General features: G+C 68.0%; 17 protein-coding genes. 2 read left to right on the plus strand and 15 right to left on the minus strand.

What is annotated here, in order from left to right:
- Window positions 1-232 precede the first annotated feature (232 nt).
- The 10 genes from ACH49X_RS00005 to ACH49X_RS00050 all read right to left on the minus strand — a co-directional run bounded on the left by ACH49X_RS00005 (window position 233) and on the right by ACH49X_RS00050 (window position 13,703).
- Complete coding sequence (locus ACH49X_RS00005; RefSeq protein ID WP_195083275.1) at window positions 233-1,945, minus strand: acyl-CoA dehydrogenase family protein; 1,713 nt, start codon at window positions 1,943-1,945, stop codon at window positions 233-235.
- 96 nt (window positions 1,946-2,041) lie between these two features.
- Complete coding sequence (locus ACH49X_RS00010; RefSeq protein ID WP_195083276.1) at window positions 2,042-3,520, minus strand: phospholipase D-like domain-containing protein; 1,479 nt, start codon at window positions 3,518-3,520, stop codon at window positions 2,042-2,044.
- Between the two features lie 68 nt (window positions 3,521-3,588).
- Window positions 3,589-3,894: a MerR family DNA-binding protein gene (locus ACH49X_RS00015; RefSeq protein WP_195083335.1), complete on the minus strand. Its 306-nt coding sequence runs from the start codon at window positions 3,892-3,894 to the stop codon at window positions 3,589-3,591.
- A 40-nt stretch (window positions 3,895-3,934) separates the two neighbouring features.
- Window positions 3,935-4,846, minus strand: a complete 912-nt coding sequence (locus ACH49X_RS00020) for a cutinase family protein (protein WP_195083277.1) — start codon at window positions 4,844-4,846, stop codon at window positions 3,935-3,937.
- Between the two features lie 611 nt (window positions 4,847-5,457).
- A complete protein-coding gene (locus tag ACH49X_RS00025) occupies window positions 5,458-6,165 on the minus strand; it encodes a DUF6069 family protein (protein ID WP_397068457.1) in 708 nt (235 codons plus the stop codon).
- A gap of 151 nt (window positions 6,166-6,316) precedes the next feature.
- A complete protein-coding gene (locus tag ACH49X_RS00030; protein WP_357209029.1) occupies window positions 6,317-7,441 on the minus strand; it encodes a bifunctional 2-methylcitrate synthase/citrate synthase in 1,125 nt (374 codons plus the stop codon).
- Window positions 7,441-8,355: a methylisocitrate lyase gene (prpB, locus tag ACH49X_RS00035; protein WP_357209031.1), complete on the minus strand. Its 915-nt coding sequence runs from the start codon at window positions 8,353-8,355 to the stop codon at window positions 7,441-7,443. The genes ACH49X_RS00030 and prpB overlap by 1 nt, the downstream gene beginning before the upstream one ends.
- Window positions 8,355-9,857 carry a 2-methylcitrate dehydratase PrpD gene (prpD, locus tag ACH49X_RS00040; RefSeq protein WP_357209033.1) on the minus strand — a complete coding sequence of 501 codons (1,503 nt, stop codon included), beginning with the start codon at window positions 9,855-9,857 and terminating at the stop codon, window positions 8,355-8,357. Before prpD ends, prpB begins: the two co-directional genes overlap by 1 nt.
- Before the next feature lie 229 nt (window positions 9,858-10,086).
- Entirely contained in the window at window positions 10,087-11,796 is a 1,710-nt protein-coding gene (ctaD, locus tag ACH49X_RS00045; RefSeq protein WP_357110981.1) for a cytochrome c oxidase subunit I, read from the minus strand.
- 113 nt (window positions 11,797-11,909) lie between these two features.
- The gene (locus ACH49X_RS00050; protein ID WP_357110978.1) at window positions 11,910-13,703 is read right to left on the minus strand and encodes a thiamine pyrophosphate-requiring protein; all 1,794 of its coding nucleotides are present in this window, start codon (window positions 13,701-13,703) and stop codon (window positions 11,910-11,912) included.
- A gap of 327 nt (window positions 13,704-14,030) precedes the next feature.
- Between ACH49X_RS00050 and ACH49X_RS00055 the strand changes: the two genes are divergently transcribed.
- A complete protein-coding gene (locus ACH49X_RS00055) occupies window positions 14,031-14,867 on the plus strand; it encodes an alpha/beta fold hydrolase (RefSeq protein WP_195083284.1) in 837 nt (278 codons plus the stop codon).
- 9 nt (window positions 14,868-14,876) lie between these two features.
- Entirely contained in the window at window positions 14,877-15,794 is a 918-nt protein-coding gene (locus ACH49X_RS00060) for an AraC family transcriptional regulator (protein ID WP_357209035.1), read from the plus strand.
- A gap of 6 nt (window positions 15,795-15,800) precedes the next feature.
- Here the strand turns inward: ACH49X_RS00060 and ACH49X_RS00065 are convergent, their stop codons facing one another.
- From ACH49X_RS00065 to ACH49X_RS00085, 5 genes are all read right to left on the minus strand, one after another.
- The gene (locus tag ACH49X_RS00065) at window positions 15,801-17,207 is read right to left on the minus strand and encodes an acyl-CoA synthetase (RefSeq protein WP_357110972.1); all 1,407 of its coding nucleotides are present in this window, start codon (window positions 17,205-17,207) and stop codon (window positions 15,801-15,803) included.
- 100 nt (window positions 17,208-17,307) lie between these two features.
- Complete coding sequence (locus ACH49X_RS00070) at window positions 17,308-18,822, minus strand: carboxyl transferase domain-containing protein (protein WP_357110969.1); 1,515 nt, start codon at window positions 18,820-18,822, stop codon at window positions 17,308-17,310.
- Window positions 18,823-18,883: 61 nt separating this feature from the next.
- Window positions 18,884-20,524, minus strand: a complete 1,641-nt coding sequence (locus tag ACH49X_RS00075) for an FAD-dependent monooxygenase (RefSeq protein WP_357209036.1) — start codon at window positions 20,522-20,524, stop codon at window positions 18,884-18,886.
- A 90-nt stretch (window positions 20,525-20,614) separates the two neighbouring features.
- Window positions 20,615-21,892, minus strand: a complete 1,278-nt coding sequence (locus ACH49X_RS00080) for an MFS transporter (RefSeq protein ID WP_357110963.1) — start codon at window positions 21,890-21,892, stop codon at window positions 20,615-20,617.
- A gap of 148 nt (window positions 21,893-22,040) precedes the next feature.
- A complete protein-coding gene (locus tag ACH49X_RS00085; RefSeq protein WP_195083289.1) occupies window positions 22,041-22,721 on the minus strand; it encodes a FadR/GntR family transcriptional regulator in 681 nt (226 codons plus the stop codon).
- Window positions 22,722-22,768: the final 47 nt, after the last annotated feature.

Here is a 22,768-nt window from a genome sequence, read left to right on the forward strand (position 1 = left end):
ATACGCTGGGAACCGAAAGACTTGGTCACACTCTCGGTCCTGACCTCGACGCCCACGCCAACCTCCACAATTCTCAGCGAGCTGCCCCACCGGCGGACCCCTGCGACCGTGATCGGTCCCGCAGCGACAAGTTACTCGAAATTCATACGTGATAGTACTGGAACAGGTTACTGTGCACAGCACTCTCGGTCCCCGCTGCGCCCGCCCGAGCGCCGCGGGGACCGGCAGCCGACTACGGGTTCATTTCGAACGCCCCCGCATAACTCATCACCTCGTCGTGCAGGCGTGCGGTTCGCCCGCCGTCGATGATCGGCTTACGCAGCACACTGAGCGCCCAATCCTGCTGGGCCGTGGTCGATGAGGCTTTCGAGAACACTCCCAGCGCGTAGGCGGAGAAGTCACGCACGAATATCTCGAAGATCGAATCCACGATGTCCTCGGACGCTCCGGTGATCTCGGCTTGCTCCAGGATGAGCTGCCCGTAGGGCAGCAGGGTGAACAGCTCCCCCACCGCGAGCTGGTAGTCCAGATCTTCGAGCTGGTCGGGGGTGGGCGGCGCCTCCACCGGGAACTGGGTGAATCGCTCGGCTTGTTCGACGAACAACGCCACATTCGGCAGGTGCCGATAACGCGCGTACGCGGGGCGCCAATCCGCGAATCGCACCGCGCCGAGACCCGCCGCGCCCGGTTGCCGGAACAACGATTCGTCGTCGCCGGGATCCCGTCGCACCGGGACCGGCGGCAGATCCGCGGGGTTGAACAGGAAGTTCGGCATGAACTTCAATGTCAAGGCCATATTGACGTGCGCGGTGCCCTCCAGCCGTGGCATCGAATCGATGGTGCCGCGGGCCGTCGAGAAGTAGGAGTCCTTCTCGAAACCCTTGGCGGAGATGACATCCGAGAGTTCGCGGAACACGCGCTCGGCCTCGCGGGTGACCTTCATCTTGCCGATGGAGTTGAACATGACGAAGCGGCGGTCCTCCGGCGTCGAAGAGCGCATGTAGTCGATCGCTCGTTCGTGGTAGAGCCGCATGGCGTTCATGCGCACGTAGCTGTCGCTCAGAATCTGCCGCACCTGCGGGAAGTCGGTGACGGGATGCCCGAACAGGATCTTGGCGCTCGCCTGGTTGATCGTCTCGTAGAAACAGTGCTGGACGATCCCCAGCGCGACCATGCCGATGTTGAACTTGCCGCAGTTGACCGCGGCGAGCGCGGAGTCGAATGCCTTGCGGCCCACGTGCAGGACGTCGTCGGCCGAGACGGGGTAGTCCACCAGATCGTAGGCGGAGACGAAGTTCTGGCCGTGGATGACGTTCTTGACCAGCCGGTAGTTCGAATGCTGGCTGTCGGCGATGAACCAGACGTACGCGTCGGCCCCTTCCAGGTCGGTGCGCCTGCCGATGGTGGGCACGATCCTCGCGACGTTGCCGTTGCCGATGTAGTACTTGCTGCCCGTGGCGGTGAATCCACCCGCCCCGTCCGGGGTCAGCAGCATGTCGGTGGCGTAGATGTCGGCGCCATGATCCTTTTCCGACAATCCGAACCCGATGATCCCGCCGCGGTCGAGTTCCTCGGCGGCACGCAGGTGCGCCTTGGCGTTGGCGCTCTGCCAGATGGTGGCGAGGCCGAGCGTCGAAACACCCCACGCGTACCAGTACTGCGATCCATAGAAGCCGGTGATCTCGTTGAACCGGGAGATGAACGCGGTGTCCCAGCGCTTGTCCGGATCCGCGCCCGAGATCGACCGCGGGGTCGCCATGTGGGCGATGATCCGGCTCTCGGCGAGGAACCGCATCCAGTCCTCGTACCACTCCCCCCGGTGCGCGTCGCCGGTGAGCGCCTGTTTGCCCTTCCGCTCGAAGAAGTCGACCACCGACCGCAGCCGAGCCCGCGTGGCTGGATCGAACTCTTCGAACGTCTCGGTTTTCGGGTTGAACAGGGCCATGACGACACCTCTCATACTGATGGCAGGTGCCGTCACTTTAAAACTGATGGCACCTGCCGTCAATCATGCGCCGCGAGCCGCGAGCTCCACTGCGGTCTATCGGCGCCCCTTCGCCGCTGCCTTCCGCCTGCTCCAGCCGAGCCAGGGGCTGTCCCACACGCTCGGCGGCGTGCGTTCGGGGTCCATCAGTCCGTTCTCCGCAAGCGGGCTGTCCTCGTCTTCGACAGTCTGCGGCTCGAATCGCACCAGAGTCCGGCCGTTGCCGCGCAACATCTCGACAGTGCGCAGAAGCGACGACGTCTCGGCGAACACGGCGTCGAAATCCGCGATTGCGGCATCGAGATGTTCGCAGATCAGCTGGCGCCGGATACCGAGGATGGTCTCGCGCAGCAGATCACCGTCCGCGGTGACGGGGGTGACCTCGACCGCCAGGTCGCATTCGGTGTCGAAGCCCATCGAACGGTTGTTGAGGTTCGACGAACCCACCCGCAACAGCCGATCGTCCATCACCAGCACCTTGGCGTGCACGTAGATCGGCGCACCGGCCTCGGTGACGGGGTAGTAGACGCCGAAGCGGTTCTCCACATCGGCGTCCCACAGCACACGCAGTAGGCGGCGGCGGGCCCCGTCCATCGCCTGCTGCTCGAGCCAGCCATCGGCGTGACGCGGCAACACCAGCACGATCTCCGGACCGTTCGGCTCGCGCAACCGCGCGGCGATCGCCTCGGCGATGACGCGCGAGGCCAGATACTGGCTCTCGATGTACAGCGACCGCCTGGCGCCGGCGATCGCCGCCAGATACAACGCCTCGATCTCCCGGACTTCGGCACGGTCGGCGAGTTCCGGGAAGGTCCGCGCGATACCCACCTCCACAGACCGCATCGTCGGCTCCAGCCCCTCCGGCCACGGCTTGTCACCGGCGATCTCGTCGATCGCGGCCAATTGCTGCCCCGTCGCCGCCTTCCACCGCGCCCGAGCCAATTCGCCGATCGCCCTCGCCGCGGCGCCGTCGACGGCGGTGGTCGCGTCGTGCCACGGTCCGTACCGGTTGCCGTTCGGCTCGGTTCGGTAGTGGTTGTCGTCGCGATGGTCGCTGGTGTCCCAGCGATCGACGGTCATGTCGATACCACCGCAGAACGCGAGCGCGTCATCGATCACGACGATCTTCTGATGGTGCGCCGAACCGATCGGGTGCGCGCCGTCCATTTCCAGGTGCAACCGCCGATCGGTCATCCAATTGATGACGAAGATCGGTGTCATCCCACGGCCGATCGCCGCGATCGCGCCGACATTCCATTTCAGCAGGTAGATGTCGAGATCAGGCCGCTGCTTCGGCAGCCAGGACAGGAATTTGCCCAGCCGATCGGGCCCTTCGAGGGTCTTCTCCCGGGGTTCGAACTTGATCCGGGTATCGAAATCCCAGCCGATCAGCACAATGCGCTTGCGGGCCTGCAGCATCGCGGACTTGGCGTGGCGGAAATAGTCCGCCGCATCGATGATGCACGCCAGCCGATCGGCCCGTGCGATCTGCCAGCAGGTGTCGCCGGGGATGAGGATTGGTCGCTCGTCGCTCATGTAGTCAGTTCTCCGTCCAGCCGGACACCCGTCCCCGCAGGTGAGCGCTTCAGAGTACTGCGCGTCTATCAAGCGCCGTGGCGGCGACCGCTGAGGTCATCGCACCCGGCGGCCAGCGCGGCGTGCAGCGAATCGCGCACCGCGGTCAGTTCGGCGAGCTTCGCGTCGACCTCAGCCAATTTCGTCGCGGCGCGGGCCTGCAACCCGGCATCGACGCGGCGGCGTTGCCCGCGCCGGGTGCCCGCCAGCAGATCGGCGACTTCGTCGAGCGTGAACCCGAGCCGCTGGGCCGCCTTGATCACCCGCAGCACGCTCACCGCCTGCTCGGGATACTGACGATGCCCGCCCAGCGTGCGGTCGGGCTCGGCGAGCAGCCCCCGGCGTTCCCGGAATCGGGGGCCGGTGGCGAACCGCTCAGGACCTCGTCGCCTCGATGAGACGCTGCCGCAGCCAGGTCAACGGCGTCGCCGCATCGGGACCGATGGCGTAGAAGGGATAGCTCTGGTGAATGCCGGACTTCAGGAATTCATCGATCTGCTGCCTGCGCTGTTCGTACGCGGCGGTGTTGAGCTGATCGGACAGCAGGCCGAGGCCGCCCGCGGCCAGTGCGTCACCGATGATTTCGGCTGCCTGCCGCTGGTAGTCGTCGATGTTCGCGGGATCCGGATTCGACAGCTGCACGAAGAATCCCGCGATGCGCCCGGCGAAGTCGCCGTCCGGCATCGCGCAGTACAGATCACCCGCGACGCAGAAGGTGTATGTCCGCGCGGAGAGCCAGCCGAAACCGCCCGGGCGGGGCCCGATCGCGCCCGCGCCGGGAACGGGCGGGCCGATCAGGACGTCGCCGGGTGAGCGACGCGGATCGGAGATCAACCCGACCAGGACGACCCGGTGCGGCGGCACCACCCCGAGGCCGGTGCCGATCTCCGCCGCGAGATCACCTGCCGCATCGGCGCCTTGGCTGTAGCCGAGCAACGCGATCCGGGCGGCTCCGCACGCCTGCGCCATTGCCGAGACCAGCTCGCGCGCTTTGTCGATCGCCTCCTGTTTGGAGCGACCGTACACTTCGCCTTCCCAGGGGAAAGCCGTCGCCGCATAATGGACATAGTCGACCTGGACGTCCCCGGGCAGATCATTCAGGCTCATCGCGAGCATTCCTTCGCCCGGATCGGTGTTGGATGTCTCCCAGGTGCCGGGAATCGCCACGACATACAACTCCGGGCAGTGCGCCGGTGCGCCATTCGCGACGGACACGACACCGAACGGAATGGTCGTCACCGCCACCGCCGCACACGCGGCGGCCATGGTTTTCCATCGAGTGAACATCGAATACTCCAGGTACTCGTCACCGAGTCCGCGCGATTCGCGCAGTTTCGGTTGAAGGCGGGGAACGAGGGCCGGGTCAGCGGAGCCGGTTCGGCACCGGCGGATCCGTCATGCCGTTCGGGCCGTACCGAGTTCGACCTCTCGCAGATCCGGTCACTTCCGATCGTGACCGCGCGACGGGTTCCGACGCCGCGCGTCGCCTCAGTACATCCATGCCTGCGCCACTCCTCGTCGAGCCGAGCACCGATCGTGCGCACGCAAGGGCGGCCACACGATGCAACGAACAGAATATCCATTAACTTAATGACCGTCCAGCGCGTCGAGTCCGGCTGCTCGGCATCCGGTCGCAAGCATCTGCCCACTGGACGTCGCAAGAACCCGGCGGCATCGGCCACGTCGCACGCCAATCGCCCACCCGCAGCCGCGCAGCTCTCCGACTCAGAAGCAGTTGAATAGTCGGTCACATATCGACACAATCGACCGCACGATGGCGGATGGTTTCGGCCGCGGTGGTCACCGGCTCCGTCGGACCCGGTCGACCGTCGAAAGCCTCCGCGAACCGTTGAACCCATCCGGCGGCGAGGGCAGGAGCAGCCTCGGCAGCCGGGCGATCACCGATAGACGATGCTCTTGGCGCCCACCATGCGCACGAGGCTGAAGATCGGAAGCCCGATCACCAGATGTTCGATTCCGGTGGAGATGCCTATCCAGAGGTCGCTGGACAGCGCCAGTGGGATGATCACCGCCGCGGCGGTGAGGATGCCGACGATCCAGCCGAAGAACAATTCCGGCGACGGAGTACCCAGGCGCAGCAGATACCACAGCACCCCGCCCAGCAGCGCGCAGATGAACGCCACCACGGCGAACCAGTACGCGTCCTGGGCCATCGGGTTCCACACCCCGAACTTGCCGCTCTCGCTCACACGGGTGGCGATGATCTCGATGATCCAGGCACACAGCCACGCCGCCAGCGCGGTCACCACCGCGGCCGCGACGACACCGCCGACGAACATGCCGATATTGACGTCCGGCTCCTGCCGCGGCCGAGGTTGCCTGCCACGAGGTTCGGAGTGCTGATACGCACCCGGCCCGGCATCCTGACCGTACTCGGAGGCCTGGTCCTGGCCGTACGGGGAGGGCTGGCCGTATCCGTGGTCCTGGCCGTATCCGGCGGGCTGCCCGTACCCGCGAGCGGGGCCGCGCCCGGAAGGCTGGCTGTATCCACGATCCTGGCCGTACCCGGGATCACGGTAATCGCCCGGCTGATAACCGGGTTCGTAGCGTGCGGTGTGCTGGTCGCGCGGATCCATGGGATTCAACCGCCGATCACCTCCGTGGAAAGCATGCGTGTGCGTCGAGTGTAGGGCGGGACCGTGACGGCCGCTGGCTCCCTACCCAACTCCGCTGCGCCGGTGGCCGCGCCATGGACATCGGAACGGCCGCACCCGCGCCTCCGCGCTGCGCGAAACTTCAGGCCACGACCGAGCGTTGCGGGACGCCGACGTATGCGCTCAGCGGCCGGATCAGCGCGTTCGATTCGCCTTGTTCGACGATGTGGGCGGTCCAGCCGGTGATGCGGCTCATCACGAAGATCGGCGTGAACGCTTCGATATCGAATCCGAGCAGGTAGTAGGCGGGGCCGGTGGGGAAGTCGAGATTCGGCTCGATGCCGGTGGCCTCGTGCATGGCGCGCTCGACGGCCTCGTACATCCGCACCCATTTCTGGCCGCCGGTCGCCGCGGCGATGTCGAGGAAGGCCTTCTTCATGGTGGGGACCCGGGAGTCACCGTTCTTGTAGACCCGATGGCCGAAGCCCATCACCTTTTCCTTGCGCGCCAGCTTGTCACGCACCCAGTCCCCGGCCAGCGCGGGATCGCCGATCTCCAGCATGTCGTGCATGACGGCTTCGTTCGCTCCGCCGTGCAGTGGCCCCTTCAACGCGCCGATGGCGGCGGTGACGGCGCTGTAGATGTCCGACAGCGTGGAGGTCACGACGCGGGCGGCGAAGGTGGAGGCGTTGAAGCTGTGCTCGGCGTAGAGGATCAACGACATCTCGAACGCTTCGACCAGCTCGCGTGCCGGGACGGTTCCGAAGCACATGTTCAGGAAGTTCTCCGCGTATCCCAGGTGGGAGTGCGGTGCGATCGGGTCGAGACCGTGGCGACGGCGGTGGTCGGCCGCGACGATGGTCGGCAGCACCGCGAACATGCGCAGCGCCTTGGCCCGATTGGCTTTCGCGGAATTGTCGTCTTCGGCCGGGTCCTCGGCGCCCAGATAGCTGATGGCGGTGCGGACCACATCCATCGGGTGGCAGGTGTCGGGCAACTTGGCCACCAGCGACAGCAGTGATCGGTCGGCTCGACGGGAGGCGCGTTCGCGCTGCTGGAACAGCTCCAATTCGGTGTTCGATGGCAACTCGCCGTACCAGAGCAGATAGGCCACCTGCTCGAAACTGCAGTGGGCGGCCAGGTCCTGCACGGCGTAGCCGCGGTAGGTCAAGGAGTTGGTTTCCGGCACCACCTTCGAGATGGCGGTGGTGTCGACGACGACGCCTGCCAGGCCTTTGCGGATGGCCGGTATCACGGTCTCCGGCATCACTGGTTCCTCTCCAGAGTGAAATCGAATATCGCGGAGTCGAATTCGTTGTATCGCTCGTACCGGAGCAATTCGTAGAGACGCGAACGATGCTGCATGCGATCGAGCAGGCCCGATTGCGTGCCTTGCTCGAAGATCTCCCGCAATCCCGCTTCGGCGGCGAACATCGCCAATCGCAGTGTGGACACCGGGTAGATCACCGCGTTGTAGCCGATCTTTTCCAGCGTCGACGCGGGAACGAGTTCGGACTTGCCGTATTCGGTCATATTCGCCAGCAAAGGAATCGACACCGCGGCCCGGAACCTCTCGAAATCGGCGACGGTGCGCAGCGCTTCGGTGAAGACCAGATCCGCGCCGGCCGCGGCGTAGGCTTTCGCCCGATCGATCGCGGCGTCGATGCCTTCGATCCCGGCGGCATCGGTCCGCGCACAGATCACGAAGTTCGGGTCCCGCCGGGCGGACACCGCGGCCCGGAGTCTGCGCACCATCTCCTCGGTCGGCACCACGGCCTTGCCGTCGAGGTGACCGCACCGTTTCGGGTTCACCTGATCCTCGAGGTGACACCCGGCGATTCCGGCGTCTTCGAGGATGGAAACCGTGCGCGCGGCGCTCATCGGTTCCCCGAAGCCGGTGTCGGCGTCGATGAGCACCGGCAGATCGGTCACTCGCGCGACCTGCCGGCCGCGCTCCGACACCTCGGTCAACGTGGTGAGCCCGATATCCGGCAGCGCGAGATCGGCCGAGACCACCGCGCCGGAGACGTAGACGCCTTCGAAGCCGATTTCCTGGATCAGCTTGGCCACCAGAGGATTGAACGCACCCGGGAGACGCTGCAGACGATTCGAGGCAAGCCCCGCGCGGAACGCGGCGCGCTTGTCGGCGGCCGAGGTGGCGGCGGCCAGCAGTCCCGTCATCAGAACAGTCCCTTCGGCAGCTTCGGCGCACGCGCCAGAACGTCATCGGACACGGTGAGATTCAGCTGCGGCAGTTCGTCGGCGGACAACGCGCCCGTACGCTGCGCGATGTCGAGGAAGCGTTCCTGTTCGGCCGGGTCCACCACGCCGTCGGCGAGAGCGCGGAACTTCGCGATGTACTGGTCGCGGGCGAAGGGCCGCGCGCCGAGCGGATGCGCGTCGGCGACCGCCAGCTCGTCGACGATGACTTCACCGCTGTGCAGCGTGACCTCCGCGCGGGCGCCGAACGCCTTCTCCTTCGGGTCGGTCGAGTGATAACGCCGGGTCCACTCCGGGTCCTCGGCGGTGGAGATCTTGCGCCACAGCGCGACGGTGTCGGGCCGCTGCGCGCGCTCGGGGGCGTAGGAGCGTTCGTGATGCCAGACGCCGTCCTGCAAGGCGACGGCGAAGATGTACATGACGGAGTGATCGAGCGTTTCCCGCGACGCCTTCGGGTCGAACTTCTGCGGGTCGTTCGATCCGGTGCCGATCACCACGTGCGTGTGGTGGCTGGTGTACAGCACGATCGAGGCGATCCGATCCAGGTCGCCGATTCGCTCGCGCATCCGGCGAGCCAGATCGATCGGGGCCTGGCTCTGGTATTCGGCGGAATGCTCCTTGGTGTAGGTGTCCAGGATGCCGCGCTTGGGTTCACCCGGGCCTGGCAGCGGCACCGAGTACTCCTTCTCGGGGCCGCCCAGCAGCCAGGCGATGACGCCGTCCTCGCCTTCCCAGATCGGCGCGGGCGCGCCTTCGCCGCGTAAGGCGCGATCGACCGCCTCCACCGCCATTTTCCCGGCGAAAGCCGGCGCGTAGGCCTTCCAACTGGAGATCTCCCCCTTGCGCGACTGCCTGGTCGCGGTGGTGGTGTGCAGTGCCTGGCCGACGGCCTGGTAGATGGTCTCGGTGTCGAGCCCGAGCAGGGTGCCGATACCGGCGGCGGCGGAGGGACCGAGGTGGGCGACATGGTCGATCTTGTGCTCGTGCAGGCAGATCGCCCGCGTCAGATCCACCTGGATCTCGTATCCGGTCGCCAACCCGCGGATCAGATCCCGGCCGCTGCGCCCGGCGTGCTGGGCCACCGCCAGGACCGGCGGGATGTTGTCGCCGGGGTGGGAGTACTCCGCGGCCAGGAACGTGTCGTGGAAGTCCAGTTCGCGCACGGCCACGCCGTTGGCCCACGCCGCCCACTCCGGTGCGTATCGGCCGCCGACGCCGAAGACGGTCGCGCCGGGCCGATACGGGTGTGCCAGCGCCTGGGCGCGCGCGTTGGCCACCGGGCGGCGCGTCACCGACGCCGCCGCGACCGCCGCGTTGTCGATGATCCGGTTGACGATCATCTCCTCGGTCTCCGGCACGACCGCCACCGGATCCGCGGCGACCTCGGCGATCCGCCACGCGAGATGCTCCTCGCGCGGGAAGTGCTCGGCGGAGCGGTGGGTGCGGACGAGGTGATTTTTCACGAGGTGAGCCTCCAGACAACAAATTCCGTGTTCTCGAATTCGCACACTACCCATGCGTCTATCGGCCGGAAATCCGTCGCAAATGCGGAGATTTGCGTATTCGATTCAGCGAATTTGTGGAGGTTGCGAAAACCATCGGCGGAACCCGCCCGAGCCGCACAGCGGGTGGCTCCCCTCAACGCGGCGCGCGGCGGTGGCGACCGTCATCCGCACTGCCGAGGCGGACGCGTCACGAGCCTGCCTGCGAGCCCCAGCCGACGTGCAGTTCGTCGCGCATCCGTTCGCGCATGTGCGGGTAGTGGAGTTCGAAGGCCGGGCGTTCGGACCGGATACGAGGGAGTTCGTAGAAGTTGTGGCGGGGAGGCGGGCAGGTCGTTGCCCATTCGAGGGAGTTTCCCGCGCCCCAGGCGTCGTCCACCGTGACCACCTCGCCGTAACGGTAGCTGCGGAACGCGTTCCACACGAACGTGATCATCGAGACGCCCAGGATGAACGAGCCGACGGTCGAGACGGCGTTCAGCGCGGTGAACCCGTCGGTCGGTAGATAGTCGGCGTACCGGCGGGGCATTCCCTCTGCGCCCAGCCAGTGCTGCACGAGAAACGTCGTGTGGAAGCCGACGAAGGTGGTCCAGAAATGCAGCCTGCCGAGGCGTTCGTCCATGTAGCGCCCGGTCATCTTGGGGAACCAGAAATAGATCCCGGCGAAGGTGGCGAAGACGATGGTGCCGAACAGCACGTAATGGAAGTGGGCCACGACGAAATAGCTGTCGTGGATCTGCCAGTCCAACGGCGGGCTCGCGAGGATGACACCGGACAGTCCACCGAACAAGAAGGTGACGATGAAGCCGACGGCGAACAGCATGGGCGTCTCGAAGGTCAGGTTCCCTTTCCACATGGTGCCGATCCAGTTGAAGAATTTCACCCCGGTCGGCACCGCGATCAGGAACGTCATCATCGAGAAGAAGGGCATCAGCACCGCGCCCGTGGCGAACATGTGATGCGCCCATACCGCTGCCGACAGCACGCCGATCGAGATGGTGGCGTACACCAGAGGTCCGTAGCCGAACAGGGGTTTGCGGCTGAAGACGGGAAGGATCTCGCTGATGATCCCGAAGAACGGCAGCGCCACGATGTAGACCTCGGGGTGTCCGAAGAACCAGAACAGATGCTGCCAGAGCACCACCCCACCGGTGGCGGGGTCGTAGATGTGCCCGCCGAGGTGCCGGTCGTAGGCCAGCGCCATCAGGGCGGCGGTGAGGATGGGGAACGCGAGCAGGACCAGGATGCTGGTCACCAGGATGTTCCATCCGAACATGGACATCCGGAACATCGTCATACCGGGCGCACGCAGACACACGATGGTGGTGATCATGTTCACCGCGCCGAGAATGGTGCCCAATCCGGATACGGCCAAGCCCATGATCCACAGATCGGCGCCGGCTCCGGGCGCATGGACGATATCGCTCAGCGGCGTATACGCCGTCCACCCGAAATCAGCGGCTCCGCCCGGAGTGACGAATCCGGACACCACCATCGTCCCTCCGAAGAGAAACAGCCAGAAACTCAGCGCGTTCAAACGTGGAAACGCCACGTCGGGTGCGCCGAGTTGCAGGGGCAGGACCGCGTTGGCGAATCCGAAGACCGTCGGAGTCGCATACAGCAGGAGCATGACGGTGCCGTGGATGGTGAACAACTGGTTGTATTGCTCGGGCGACAGGAACTGCAGGCCCGGCCGCGCCAGTTCCGCGCGCATGAGCAGCGCCATCAGCCCGCCGACCAAGAAGAAGGCGGTGGCGGCGACGAGATACATGATGCCGAGCACCTTCGGGTCGGTCGTGGTGACCACCCGCCACAACACCGCGCCCTTCGCAGCGGTTCGCGCCGGATACGGTTTGGTCGGCGTGAGCTGCGGTGTGAGTGGAAACGACACCTGAGTCATCGCTGCTCCTCATCTCCTGCCGGGGGCTCGGAACCACCCTCCGACGCCGGAGGCGAACCTCCTCCGCCGGGACTGCCGTGGTGGCCGCCGCCCGCGACGGGGGATCGAGACGTTCACCCGCGGCGGCCTGGCACGAATTCTTGGACTTTGGTTTTCGCTCCTTGCGCCACGAGATGCCAGGCGTCCGGGTCGCCGCGAAGAACCGCTTCCGCGGTGGATTTCATCTGCTCCCAGGTGGCGTGCGGCGGGATCGGCGGCACTTCCGGATCGCAGCGCACGTCGAGCACCGTCGGCCGCTCGGCCGACAGCGCCGCTTCCCAGGCGGCCGCGAGGTCGCCGGGATCGTCGACGGCGATGGCGCCGAGACCGTAGGTGCGGGCGAGCTCGGCGTAGGACACCTCCGGCAGCGACTGCGATTCCTCGAATTTCGGCGCGCCGCCCATCGAACGCAGCTCCCACGTCACCTGGTTCAGGTCGTTGTTGTGGAACACGCACACCACCAGCCGCGGATCGCGCCACTGCTCGCGATAACGCCTGATGGTCAGCAACTCGCCCGCGCCGTTCATCTGCATCGCGCCGTCGCCGACGAGCGCGACCACCGGCCGGTCCGGGTGGGCGAACTTCGCGCCGATCGCGTACGGCACACCGGGCCCCATGGTGGCCAGCGTCCCCGACAGCGAGCCCCGCATCCGTCCGCGGAACCGCAGACAGCGCGCGTACCAGTTGGTGGACGACCCGGAGTCCGCGGTGACGATGGCGTCCTCGGGGATGCACCGCGACAGCTCCCACACCACCCGCATGGGGTTGACCGGCTTCGCGTCCAGCATCGACTGGCGTTCGATCGTGTCCCACCAGCGGGTCACGTTGGATTCGATCGTCTCCCGCCAGCTGCGATCGGACTTGTGGCGCAGCAGCGGAAGCAGTTCGGTGAGCGTGCTCTTCGCGTCGCCGACGAGGTTGACCTCGGTGGGGTATCGCATGCCGATCATCGCGCCGTCGATGTCGATCTGCACCGCACGCGCCTGACCGAATTCCGGAAGGAACTGCGAATACGGGAAATTCGATCCGATGATCACCAGGGTGTCGCAGTCGCGCATCAATTCATAGCTGGGCCTGGTGCCGAGCAGCCCGATCGATCCGGTGACGTACGGCAGCTCGTCGGACAGCACATCCTTGCCCAGGAGAGCCTTCGCCACCCCGGCTCCGGTGATCTCGGCCAGCTCCATCACCTGGTCGGCGGCGTCACGAGCGCCTTGCCCGACGAGGATCGCCACCCGCGACCCCGCGTCGATGATCTCGGCGGCCCGTTCGATGCCGGCGCGGTCGGCGGTGACCGTGGCGTGCAGTGCCGCCGGCGGGCTGGAGGGGATCTGTTTGAACGCGTGCTCGGGCGGCTGATAGCGCTCCTCCTGCAGATCGGAGGGGATGATCAGCGCCGTGGGGGCGCGACGGGTCGCCGCGATACGAAACGCGCGGTCCAGCGCGTTGGGCAATTGATCGGGAACGTTGACCTCGACCAGATAGTCCGAAGCGACATCCTTGAACAGGCTCTGCAGATCGACTTCCTGCTGATAGCTGCCGCCCATCGCGCTGCGCGCGGTCTGCCCGACGATCGCTACGACCGGCACGTGATCGAGCTTGGCGTCGTAGAGGCCGTTGAGCAGATGGATCGCACCGGGACCCGACGTGGCGGTGCAGACGCCGACCTCGCCGCTGAACTTCGCATAGCCCACCGCCTGGAAAGCGGCCATCTCCTCGTGGCGGGCCTGGATGAAGGCCGGTTCGTTGCCGGCCCGCCCGAACGCCGCGATCAAGCCGTTGATGCCGTCGCCCGGATAGCCGAACACCTGCCGCACGCCCCAGTCACGCAGCCGTCGCAAGACATAGTCGGCGACCTGGTCAGCCATGTCGTTCTCCTGTCCGCCTTCGAGGTGTCGTCTCCGCGGGCCGATTACCCCGGCGAACAGGCCTCAACCCGGCATACGCGGTCCTCGGGAGGGTATTCGCGCTGTGTTCTCTCCTGTTCCGACGCTCGCCTGCCTGGGCGTGGCCCGCGTCGCGCGGCGCCTGCGTCAGCCCATCGGCGGCGGCGCACCGGTCGGCCTGCCCGCTCGGGGTGAACAACGCGCCGGTCCACCATCGCGGGCCGCGGGCCGAGCGTCCGCCGCCACAGTGGGCGTGGCGCTGACATTTGTCCAAGACCGGCCACAGGCGGTCGTCGTATCGTCTCGCTCATGGGTGATTACGACGTCGAGCAGTCGCACGGAATGCACGTGGTCCACGACGGCCCGCGGCAGGCGGCGCCGCTGTTGCTCGTGCACGGATCGGGCGCCTCCGGTGCCTCGTGGGGCCCGGTGGCCGGGGCACTCGCCGCCCACCATCACGTCATCCGGATCGACCTTCCCGGGTGCGGCCAGTCCCCGCCCGCGTCGTCCTACGACGTGCCCGACCAGGCCGGCCGCTTGGCCGCGCTCCTCGACGACCTCGGGCTGCGGCGGGTCCCCGTGGCCGGACACTCCAGCGGTGGCTTCGTCGCCACCGCGCTCGCCGAACAGCGCCCCGATCTGGTGGGGTCCATCGCGCTGCTCAGCACCGCCCCCGCTCTGGACGCGCTGCTTCCGCAGCCGTTGATCGTCCGCGCCTTGCTCGCCCCGCCCTTCGGACCGCTGCTGTGGCGGAGGCGGTCGGTCGGGCTGGTGCGCAAGGCGATCAGCGCCACGACCGCTCGCCCGGTGGACATTCCGGACGAGATGATCGCCGACCTGAAGAACATGCCTTACTCCGCGTTCCGTGAAGTGTTGCGCCGCAACGGCGCTTACGTCGCGGAGCGGAACGTGCCCGAACGCCTGGCGGCTCTCGACGTCCCCGTTCTGGTGATCTTCGGCGCCGCCGATCCTCGCTATGAGCCGTCGTGCGCGCATCGGTACGAGGCGGTGGCGGGCGCTCGGGTCGAGATGCTGCCCGGCGTCGGTCATCTACCCATGCTCGAAGCGCCCGAGACGACGAGCGAACTGCTGCTGGGCTTCACGGCGACCGCGGCGGACACCCCGTCGATAACCCCCACGGCATAGGCTGGTCAGGTGCTGTCGGTCAGGTCGTCATACGACTGGACTTGGGCGGAGGTGGATGTCGCGGTACCGCGTCCGCCCGATCGGCTGCCGGGCATCAGCATGGCCGGGTTCCACCAACGGCTGTCCACGCCCGTGGACATCGCCATGATCGCGCACCCGTCCGTCACCCTGATCGTCGACCTGAGCGAAGCGGGCGGGATCGTCTACGACGACCGCGGGCGGCGCCGGCGCGGCAGCTTCGTCGCCGGACTCCTGCCCGGCCCGCTTCGGACCGGCGGATCGAGCGGCGAGTGCCTTCAGATCCGCTTGTCGCCGCCTGCCGCGGCCGCGGCGCTCGGAGCGCCGGTCGATCTCACCGGGACCGTGGCATCCCTGGACGAGGTCTGGGGCCGCGACGCCGGGCGGATCGAGGAGCGGCTGCGCGCCGCCACCTCCTGGGACGAGCGGTTCACGATCGCGGCCGATGCGCTCGGCCGACGGCTGCGCGACCGTCCATCGGTCGATCCGGAAGTCGCCCACATCTGGCGGCGCACGGTCACCGGCCGGGGGCGGGTACGGGTCGACCGCATGGCGGACGAGGTCGGCTGGAGCCGGCAGCGCCTGTGGTCCCGGTTCCGATCCCAGCTCGGACTCACGCCCAAACGCGCCGCGCAGCTGGTGCGCTTCGACCACGCCGCCCACCTGCTCGCGGCGGGTCACACCGCCGTGAGCGCTGCCGTCCACAGCGGCTACGTCGACCAGTCCCACCTGCACCGCGAGGTCAGGGCGATCGCCGGAGTCACGCCGGCCGCGGTGGCCACCGCGCCCTGGCTGGCGATCGACGACGTAGCGTGGCCTGCCCACACCGCGAGCCTGACGCCACCGCCGACGATCCGCGGTACCCGCACGTCCACGGCTCGGCCGCCGAAACGGTGGCCGAGCCGGTAACCCGTCTCAGTACCCTTCGAGCAGAACCTTCTTCTGCACCTTGCCCATCGCGTTGCGCGGCAGCGCGTCGACGACGCGAACCTCGCGCGGCCGCTTGTGGACCGACAGCGAGCCCGCGACGAAATCGATGAGCGCATCCTCGCCGTGGGCGGCGCCGACGACATAGGCGACGATCCGCTGACCGAGATCGGCGTCGGGCACTCCGACCACGGCTGCCTCCGCGACATCGGGATGCGCCAGCAAGGCCTGCTCCACCTCCCCCGCGCCGATGCGGTAGCCACCGGATTTGATCATGTCCACCGATTCCCGGCCCACGATGCGGTGGAAACCGTCGGAGTCGACGACCGCGATGTCGCCGGTGCGGAACCAGCCGTCCGGGGTTGTCACCTCCGCGGTCTTGGCCGGATTGTTCAGGTATCCGTCGAACAGGGTGGGACTGTGGATCTCCAACTGACCCAGCGTTTCCCCGTCGTGCGCGACCAGCTCCCCGGTTTCGGAGCGCAGCCGGGTTCGCACGCCGTCGACGGGCACGCCGACCCAGCCCGGCCGCCGTTCACCGTCGAAACGAGTGCTCACCGTGATGAGGGTCTCGGTCATGCCGTAGCGCTCGATCGGGGCGGATCCGGTCAGCTGCTTCAGCTGCTGGAACACCGGCACCGGCAGCGGGGCGCTGCCGGAGACGAGCAGGCGCGCGCGGGACAGCGCCGCGGCCGACGTCGTGTCGGTGCACAGACGCGACCATACGGTCGGCACACCGAAGTACAGCGTCCCGCCTGCGGCGGCGTAACGCTGCGGCGTGGGGCGGCCGGTGTGGATCAGCCTCGACCCGATCCGCAGCGCACCGAGTACGCCCACGATGAGACCGTGGATGTGGAACAGCGGAAGGCCGTGCACCACGACGTCGTCGGCGCTCCACTGCCAGGCTCGCGCGATGCCGTCCAGGTCGGCCGCGATCGCCCGGCGGGAGAGCACAACGCCTTTGGGCGCGCCCGTGGTGCCGGAGGTGTAGATGATCAGCGCCGGGGTCTCGGGGGCCGGTTCCGGGTAACCGGTCGACGAACGCGCCGCCGGATCGGGTGTGATCGTGGGCAACGCGACGTCTTCGCGGGGCTCGCCGATCCAGAACTCGGCCGCGGAATCGGTGAGGATGTGGCGGCGCTCCATAGCCCCGGAATCGGACGGGACCGGCACCGCGGCCACGCCGGCGAGCAGGCAGCCGACCGCGGCGATCACGGTCTCCAGCTCGGCGCGGGCGTCGATGGCCACCGCCGCCGCGCCCGCGATCTCGTCGGCGACCGCGGCGGCCGCGGCCAGCAGATCCTCCCGCGAGATCGAGCGGTCCGCCACGGTGACCACCGGAGCCGACGCGTCCTCCGACGCGAGCAGCAGGGACCTCAGCAGTGGTTCTGGCATCGTTGTTTCCTCACAGATCGGTTGGATGGATTTCACTCGGGAGCCGGGGTCGCGGTCCCCGCTCGACAGCGTGCGGCTGTCCGGCGCCGCCGGGACAACGTCATCCGGGCACTCCCAGGCCGCGGTATCGCAGGCGACGCCGGTGGTAACGGTCGGCCGGATCCATGACCACGAGTGCGCGTAGCGCCCCGCCGACGGCGGCCTCGAGCCGACGGCACAGCGCGGGGCCGTCACCGTCCTCGCCGATGACCTGATCGACGATTCCGTGGCGGCACAGCGAGGCAACGTCCATCCCCTGCTCGCGGGCCAGCTGGGGGGCGTGTTCGACATCGTGGTGGACCACCGCGCTCGCCCCCTCGGGCGGGAGCGGGCCCAGCCAGGCGTGCTGGGTGGCGATGACCCGATCGGCGGGCAACCAGGCCAGGGCCGCGCCGCCCGCGCCCTGCCCGAGCAGCACCGACACGGTCGGGCTGTCGAGCGTGACCAGTTCCGCCAGGCATCGAGCGATCTGACCGGCGATCCCTTCCTGCTCCGCCGCGACGCTCAATTCCGCTCCCGCGGTGTCGATCACGGTGACCAACGGCAGCGCCAGCTCGGCCGCGAGCCGGATCGCCCGGCGCGCCACACGCAGCGCGGCGCCGTTCGGTCCCGGCGCGGCGCCGCCCTGCCGCGCGCGTGTGCCGTGCCCGAGGAACACACAGGGGATGTCGGCGATGCGTGCGACCGCGGCCAGTATCCCCGGCGCGACCTCCCCCTCACCGCTGCCGTTGAGCGATAGGTGGCGGGGCGCGATGGCGGTGAGCACGTCCCACGCCCCGACCCGTCCGGGCCTGCGCGACGCCAGCACCGATTCCCAGGCGTCGGAGGGAAGCCGATACCCGTCGTGCGCGCGCAACTGCGCGCTCGTTGCCTCGCCGAGGGCCCTCCGCCCGGCCGGCTCGAGTATGCCGAGGCATCGGCGCAGCCACGAACCCAGTTCCTCCGGCGGCACGACGGCATCGATGATGCCGTGCCGCAGCAGGTTGCCGGTGGACTGCACACCGTCGGGCATGGGAGAACCGAGGGCCTCGACGACGCGGGGTCCGAGGAACCCGACCAGGGCGTCCGGTTCGGCGGCGGTGATGTGCCCCATCGACGCCCACGAGGCGAACACGCCGCCCGTGGTCGGATGCCGCAGGTACACCAGGTAGGGCAGCCCGGCTCGCTTGTGGTCGGAGACCGCGGCGGCGATCTTGATCATCTGCGCGAACGCCACCGCCCCCTCCTGCATCCGGGTGCCGCCCGAACACGGCAACGCCACCAGCGGCAGGCTTTCGCGCGTCGCGCGTTCGACCGCGGTGAGCAGCCGCTGCGCGGCGGCGACGCCGACCGAACCGCCCAGGAAGCCGAATTCGCCCGCCAGCACGGCGATCCGGCGGCCACCGACGCGTCCTTCCCCGACGACGACCGCTTCGTCGAGTCCGGTGCGTTCACGCGCCGCGGCCAGTTGCCGCGCGTAGGAGGCGTTCGGGTGTACGTCGACGAGCCGGTCGTGCCAGGGCAGGAAGCTGCGTGGATCGAGCGTGTCCGTCAGCAATTGCGCCGCCGACCGTCTCGTCCCTGCTGAACGAGTCATGGATGTTGTTCCTCGCACCGGGTGGGCCGGGTTCGATACGGAGGCCGGACTTCTGCGGATCTCATCGCCCGACGGCGACATCGAGCGCCCTCTCCCCGCCGTCCGGATCGTCGGCACGCCAGGCGACGTGCTGATCCGGCCGTACCAGGACCAGCCGGGCGCCGAGGAGTTCCGACAGGCCCGCCTTCGCGGCGATATCACCGTCGGTCAAGCGCAGCACGGTCAGCGGGACACCCAGCTCGGCGGCCCTTGCCTCGATGCGTCCGACATCGAGGTGCTGCCCGTCGTCCTCGATCGTGACGAGGGTGTACTCCGGGCCGAGCGCGTCGTAGAGCGACCGGCCGTCGTGCAGCCACACGTGCGGAAGCAGCGCGCCGGGACAAGCGGAGGGGTGGTATTCGATCGGATCCTCCACGGGTGGCGTCGACCCGTCCGGCGTGATCACCGGGGAGCCCACGTAGGTGTAGCCCAGTACCAGCCCCAGCGAGTGGAATTCGCTCTTCTTCACCGCGAGCGCCGCCGCGGTGCGGGTGCGCGCCGTGTCGCCCGCCGGCCCGGCCTCATTGATCTCCGTCGCCGAAAAGTGGTGCGCGAGTGCGGTTTCCTGCGAACCGGCATCGGCGATGGTGCGTGCGGCCACCGGACGTCGTTCCGCCTCGTAGCTCGCCAGCAGCGCGGGCCCACCCCACCCGTGCAGGACGGCGGCGATCTTCCACGCGATGTTGACGGCGTCACCGATACAGGTGTTGTAGCCGTGGCCACCCCACGGCGGGTTGAGATGGGCCGCATCGCCGACCAGGAACATTCGGTTCCTGCGATAGCTGTCGGACAGCAATTGCCGCGCCACCCACGGATCGGTGGCGATCACCTCCACCGGATGGGTGTCACCGATCAGGCTGTGCAGCAACGCCTCCGGGTCCACCGAGTCCACTCGCACGTCGATCCCCTGCACGATGGCCCACCAGGTGTCGCCCTGGTCGAGCCGCCCGACGATGCCCGCCGCGCCGGGCGCCATCACCCAGTAGTGAATGGCGTTGTCGAATCGGACGCGTTCGGCCAGACCGGGGGCGCGGAACAGGATGCTGAGATTCGGCCGCTCACCCGAGGTGCCTTGAAATCGCGCGCCGATGCTTTCCCGGACGATGCTGCCCCCGCCGTCACAGCCGAGCAGGTATTCGGCCTCGATCGAGCGGGGCGACGCGGTGTCGTCCTCGATGCGCGCTCGGACATTGCCGTTCGGGAGTTCGGTGACCTCGGTGACGCGGCCGCCCAGACACAGCTCGATGTACTCGTTGCCTTCCACAGCCTCGCGCAGGACGAGTTCCACCACCGGTTGCGGCGCTTGCTGACCGCGTTCGGGAGCCAGCTCCGGTTCGGCGACATCGAGCTGGAAGCCGTTTTCGAACCGGGTGATCTCGTATCCGAGCAAGGTGGAGCAGAACACGATGTCCTGTGCCCACTCGACCGGAAGCGGTGCGGCCGCGCGGACCGCGTCCGCGAGTCCCCATCGCCGCAGATGCGTCATCGTCCTGGCGTTGGTCGTCTTCGCGCGCGGGCGGCGGGTATCGATCTCCACCCGCGGTTCCACCACGACGCTGCGAACGCGGTGCTGAGCCAGTTCCAACGCGGCGGCCAGCCCGGACGGTCCCCCGCCGACGATCAGGACGGGCACCACGCCGGGTGGCGAGGCGATGTCGCTCATGCGCCCTTCCTCCCGCTCGCCGCGACGATCGGCACCGGGCCCTGCTCGGTTCCGCGACAGCCGACGATCTTCATCCGGTCACCTTTCCTTTCAGTGTGTCGCCGGCACGGAAGCGGCGTCGTAGTCCATGGCGGTGGCCGCGCGCGGTCGCCGCGGGAGCGCGGCCATCAGCAGCCCACCGGCGAGCGCAGGCACGGCGAACGCCATCGAACTGACGGCGACCGCGGCTGCGCCGGCCACGAAGGCGGCGCCGTAGGTGGGGCCTGCGATCGCGCCCACGCGCCCGATGCCGAGCGCCCAGCCGAGCCCGGTCGCCCGCAGCGAGGGCGGATAGAAGCTCGCGATGTGATCGTTGAGCATGTTCTGGGTGCCGAGGCCACCGAAGCCTGCGACCGCGACCAGCAGCATCAGGGCGAGTTTCGGCGGGTGGGTGCCCAGCAGCGCCAGCGCCACGGCAGCCATGGTGAAACCGGTGAGCACCAGGGGTTTGGGGCCGAACCGCTCGGCCAGCGCCGCGGCCAGCAGCGTCCCGATGATAGCGCCCGCGCTGTAGACGAGCAGGAAGGTGACCGACGACCCGATCGGGTAACCGGCTTTGCGCATGATCTGCGGCAGCCAGGTGGTGACCCCGAACATCGTCAGCATGCTGCACGTCGCGACGAACCAGATACCGGCCGTCGCCCGCGCCATGCCACCGTCGAACAGTCGCGCTGCGGGGGAATTCGCCAGTCCGCCAGGACGTTCGGTTTCCGCGCCGCGTTCCGGGGACGCGAAGGCATGCGACTCGGGAAGCAGGAAATAGGCGACCGGCAGCAAGGTGACCAGCGGGAGCGCGCCGAGGGCGTACACCGGCCGGAAACCGGCGTCTTCGAGCAGCGCCAGCGCCGCCGTGGAAGCCAGCACGCCACCGAACGCGGGTCCGGTGAGCACCATGCCGAGCACGCGGGAGCGATAGCGCGGCGCGGCGAATTCGGCGGCCATCGCGATCGCGGTGGGCATCAGACCGCCGATACCGAGACCCGCGACCAATCGGGTCGCGGCGAACACCAGGAACGACGGGGCCAGCGCCGTGACCAGAGTCGCCGTGGCGAACAGGGCCAAGCAGGCCAGAAACAAGCGACGACGGCCGAGGATGTCGGTGAGGGTCCCCGCGGTCAGAGATCCGAGGAGAACTCCGATCAGGGCCACACTGCCGACGAATCCCGCGGCGCCCGCGGTGACCTGCCATGGGTCGTGCCCGATCAGGACGGGCAAGGTCGCGCCGTAGACGAACAGGTCGTATCCGTCGCTGAGGAGGGCGGCCCAACACAGGATCGGGACGAGTATTCTGCCCCGGTCGACGCTGGCCGAGGTGGTGGAGAAGTTCATGCGAGCCCCTGAGAAGGAGTGTCAGAAAACACCATAATGGTTATAACCATTTGGGTGGTTGTGATGGTAGCCACAGGCCATGGGCCGCTGTCAATACCTGGGCCGTAATCGATGCGCAGGCGGAGCTTCCGGTCCGCTCAGCGGAAAATCAATGCTGCGCGTGCGCTACGGCGGCCGCGCGGGCACGGGCCGGGTCGCCCGATTCGATCGCGCGGATCAGCTCCTCGTGGACGGCGATCCGCTGGGCGAAGTACTCGGCATTGTCGGCTTCCCGAGATCGGCTCGCGCGCGTGGCGTGATGCTCGATGTACTCCTCCAGCCCGAGGTAGGTAGCGCGCAGCACCTGGTTCGGGACGATCGCCACGATCCGCCGGTGCAAATTCCACACGCCCCGGATGAACCCTTCCGGATCCCCCGCCGCATCGCGCGCCACGGCCAGCAGGCGACCGAGCTCGGCGAGGTCCGCGCTGGTGCGGTGGCGCGCCGCCAACTCCGCGACCAGCGGCTCGAGTTCCTCGCGCACCGCGATCGCATCCGCCACCCCGGCAGGATCGTCGTCCACGGTCAGCAGGGTCCGGCCGAGCCGGACGATCGAAGACGGCTCGGCGACGAACAAGCCGCCGCCCGGCCCGGGCCGGACGGTGATGACCCCACGGTCCTGCAACAGCCGAACCGCTTCGATGACCGTCCCCCGTGCCAGCCCCGACTCCTGCTGCAGTTGCTGCCGAGTGCCCAGCTTGTCGCCCGGCTTCAACTCCCCTGCCGCGATGCGGTTCTGGATGAACGACACCAAGGACTCGGCCCGCGTGGGTGCGCCCTGGATCGTCACCGCGTCAGTCTAAAGGGGGATCCGAAAGGTGGCGATACCATCGCTCG

It is taken from the genome of Nocardia sp. NPDC019323 (assembly GCF_044389845.1).
GTDB lineage: Bacteria > Actinomycetota > Actinomycetes > Mycobacteriales > Mycobacteriaceae > Nocardia > Nocardia implantans.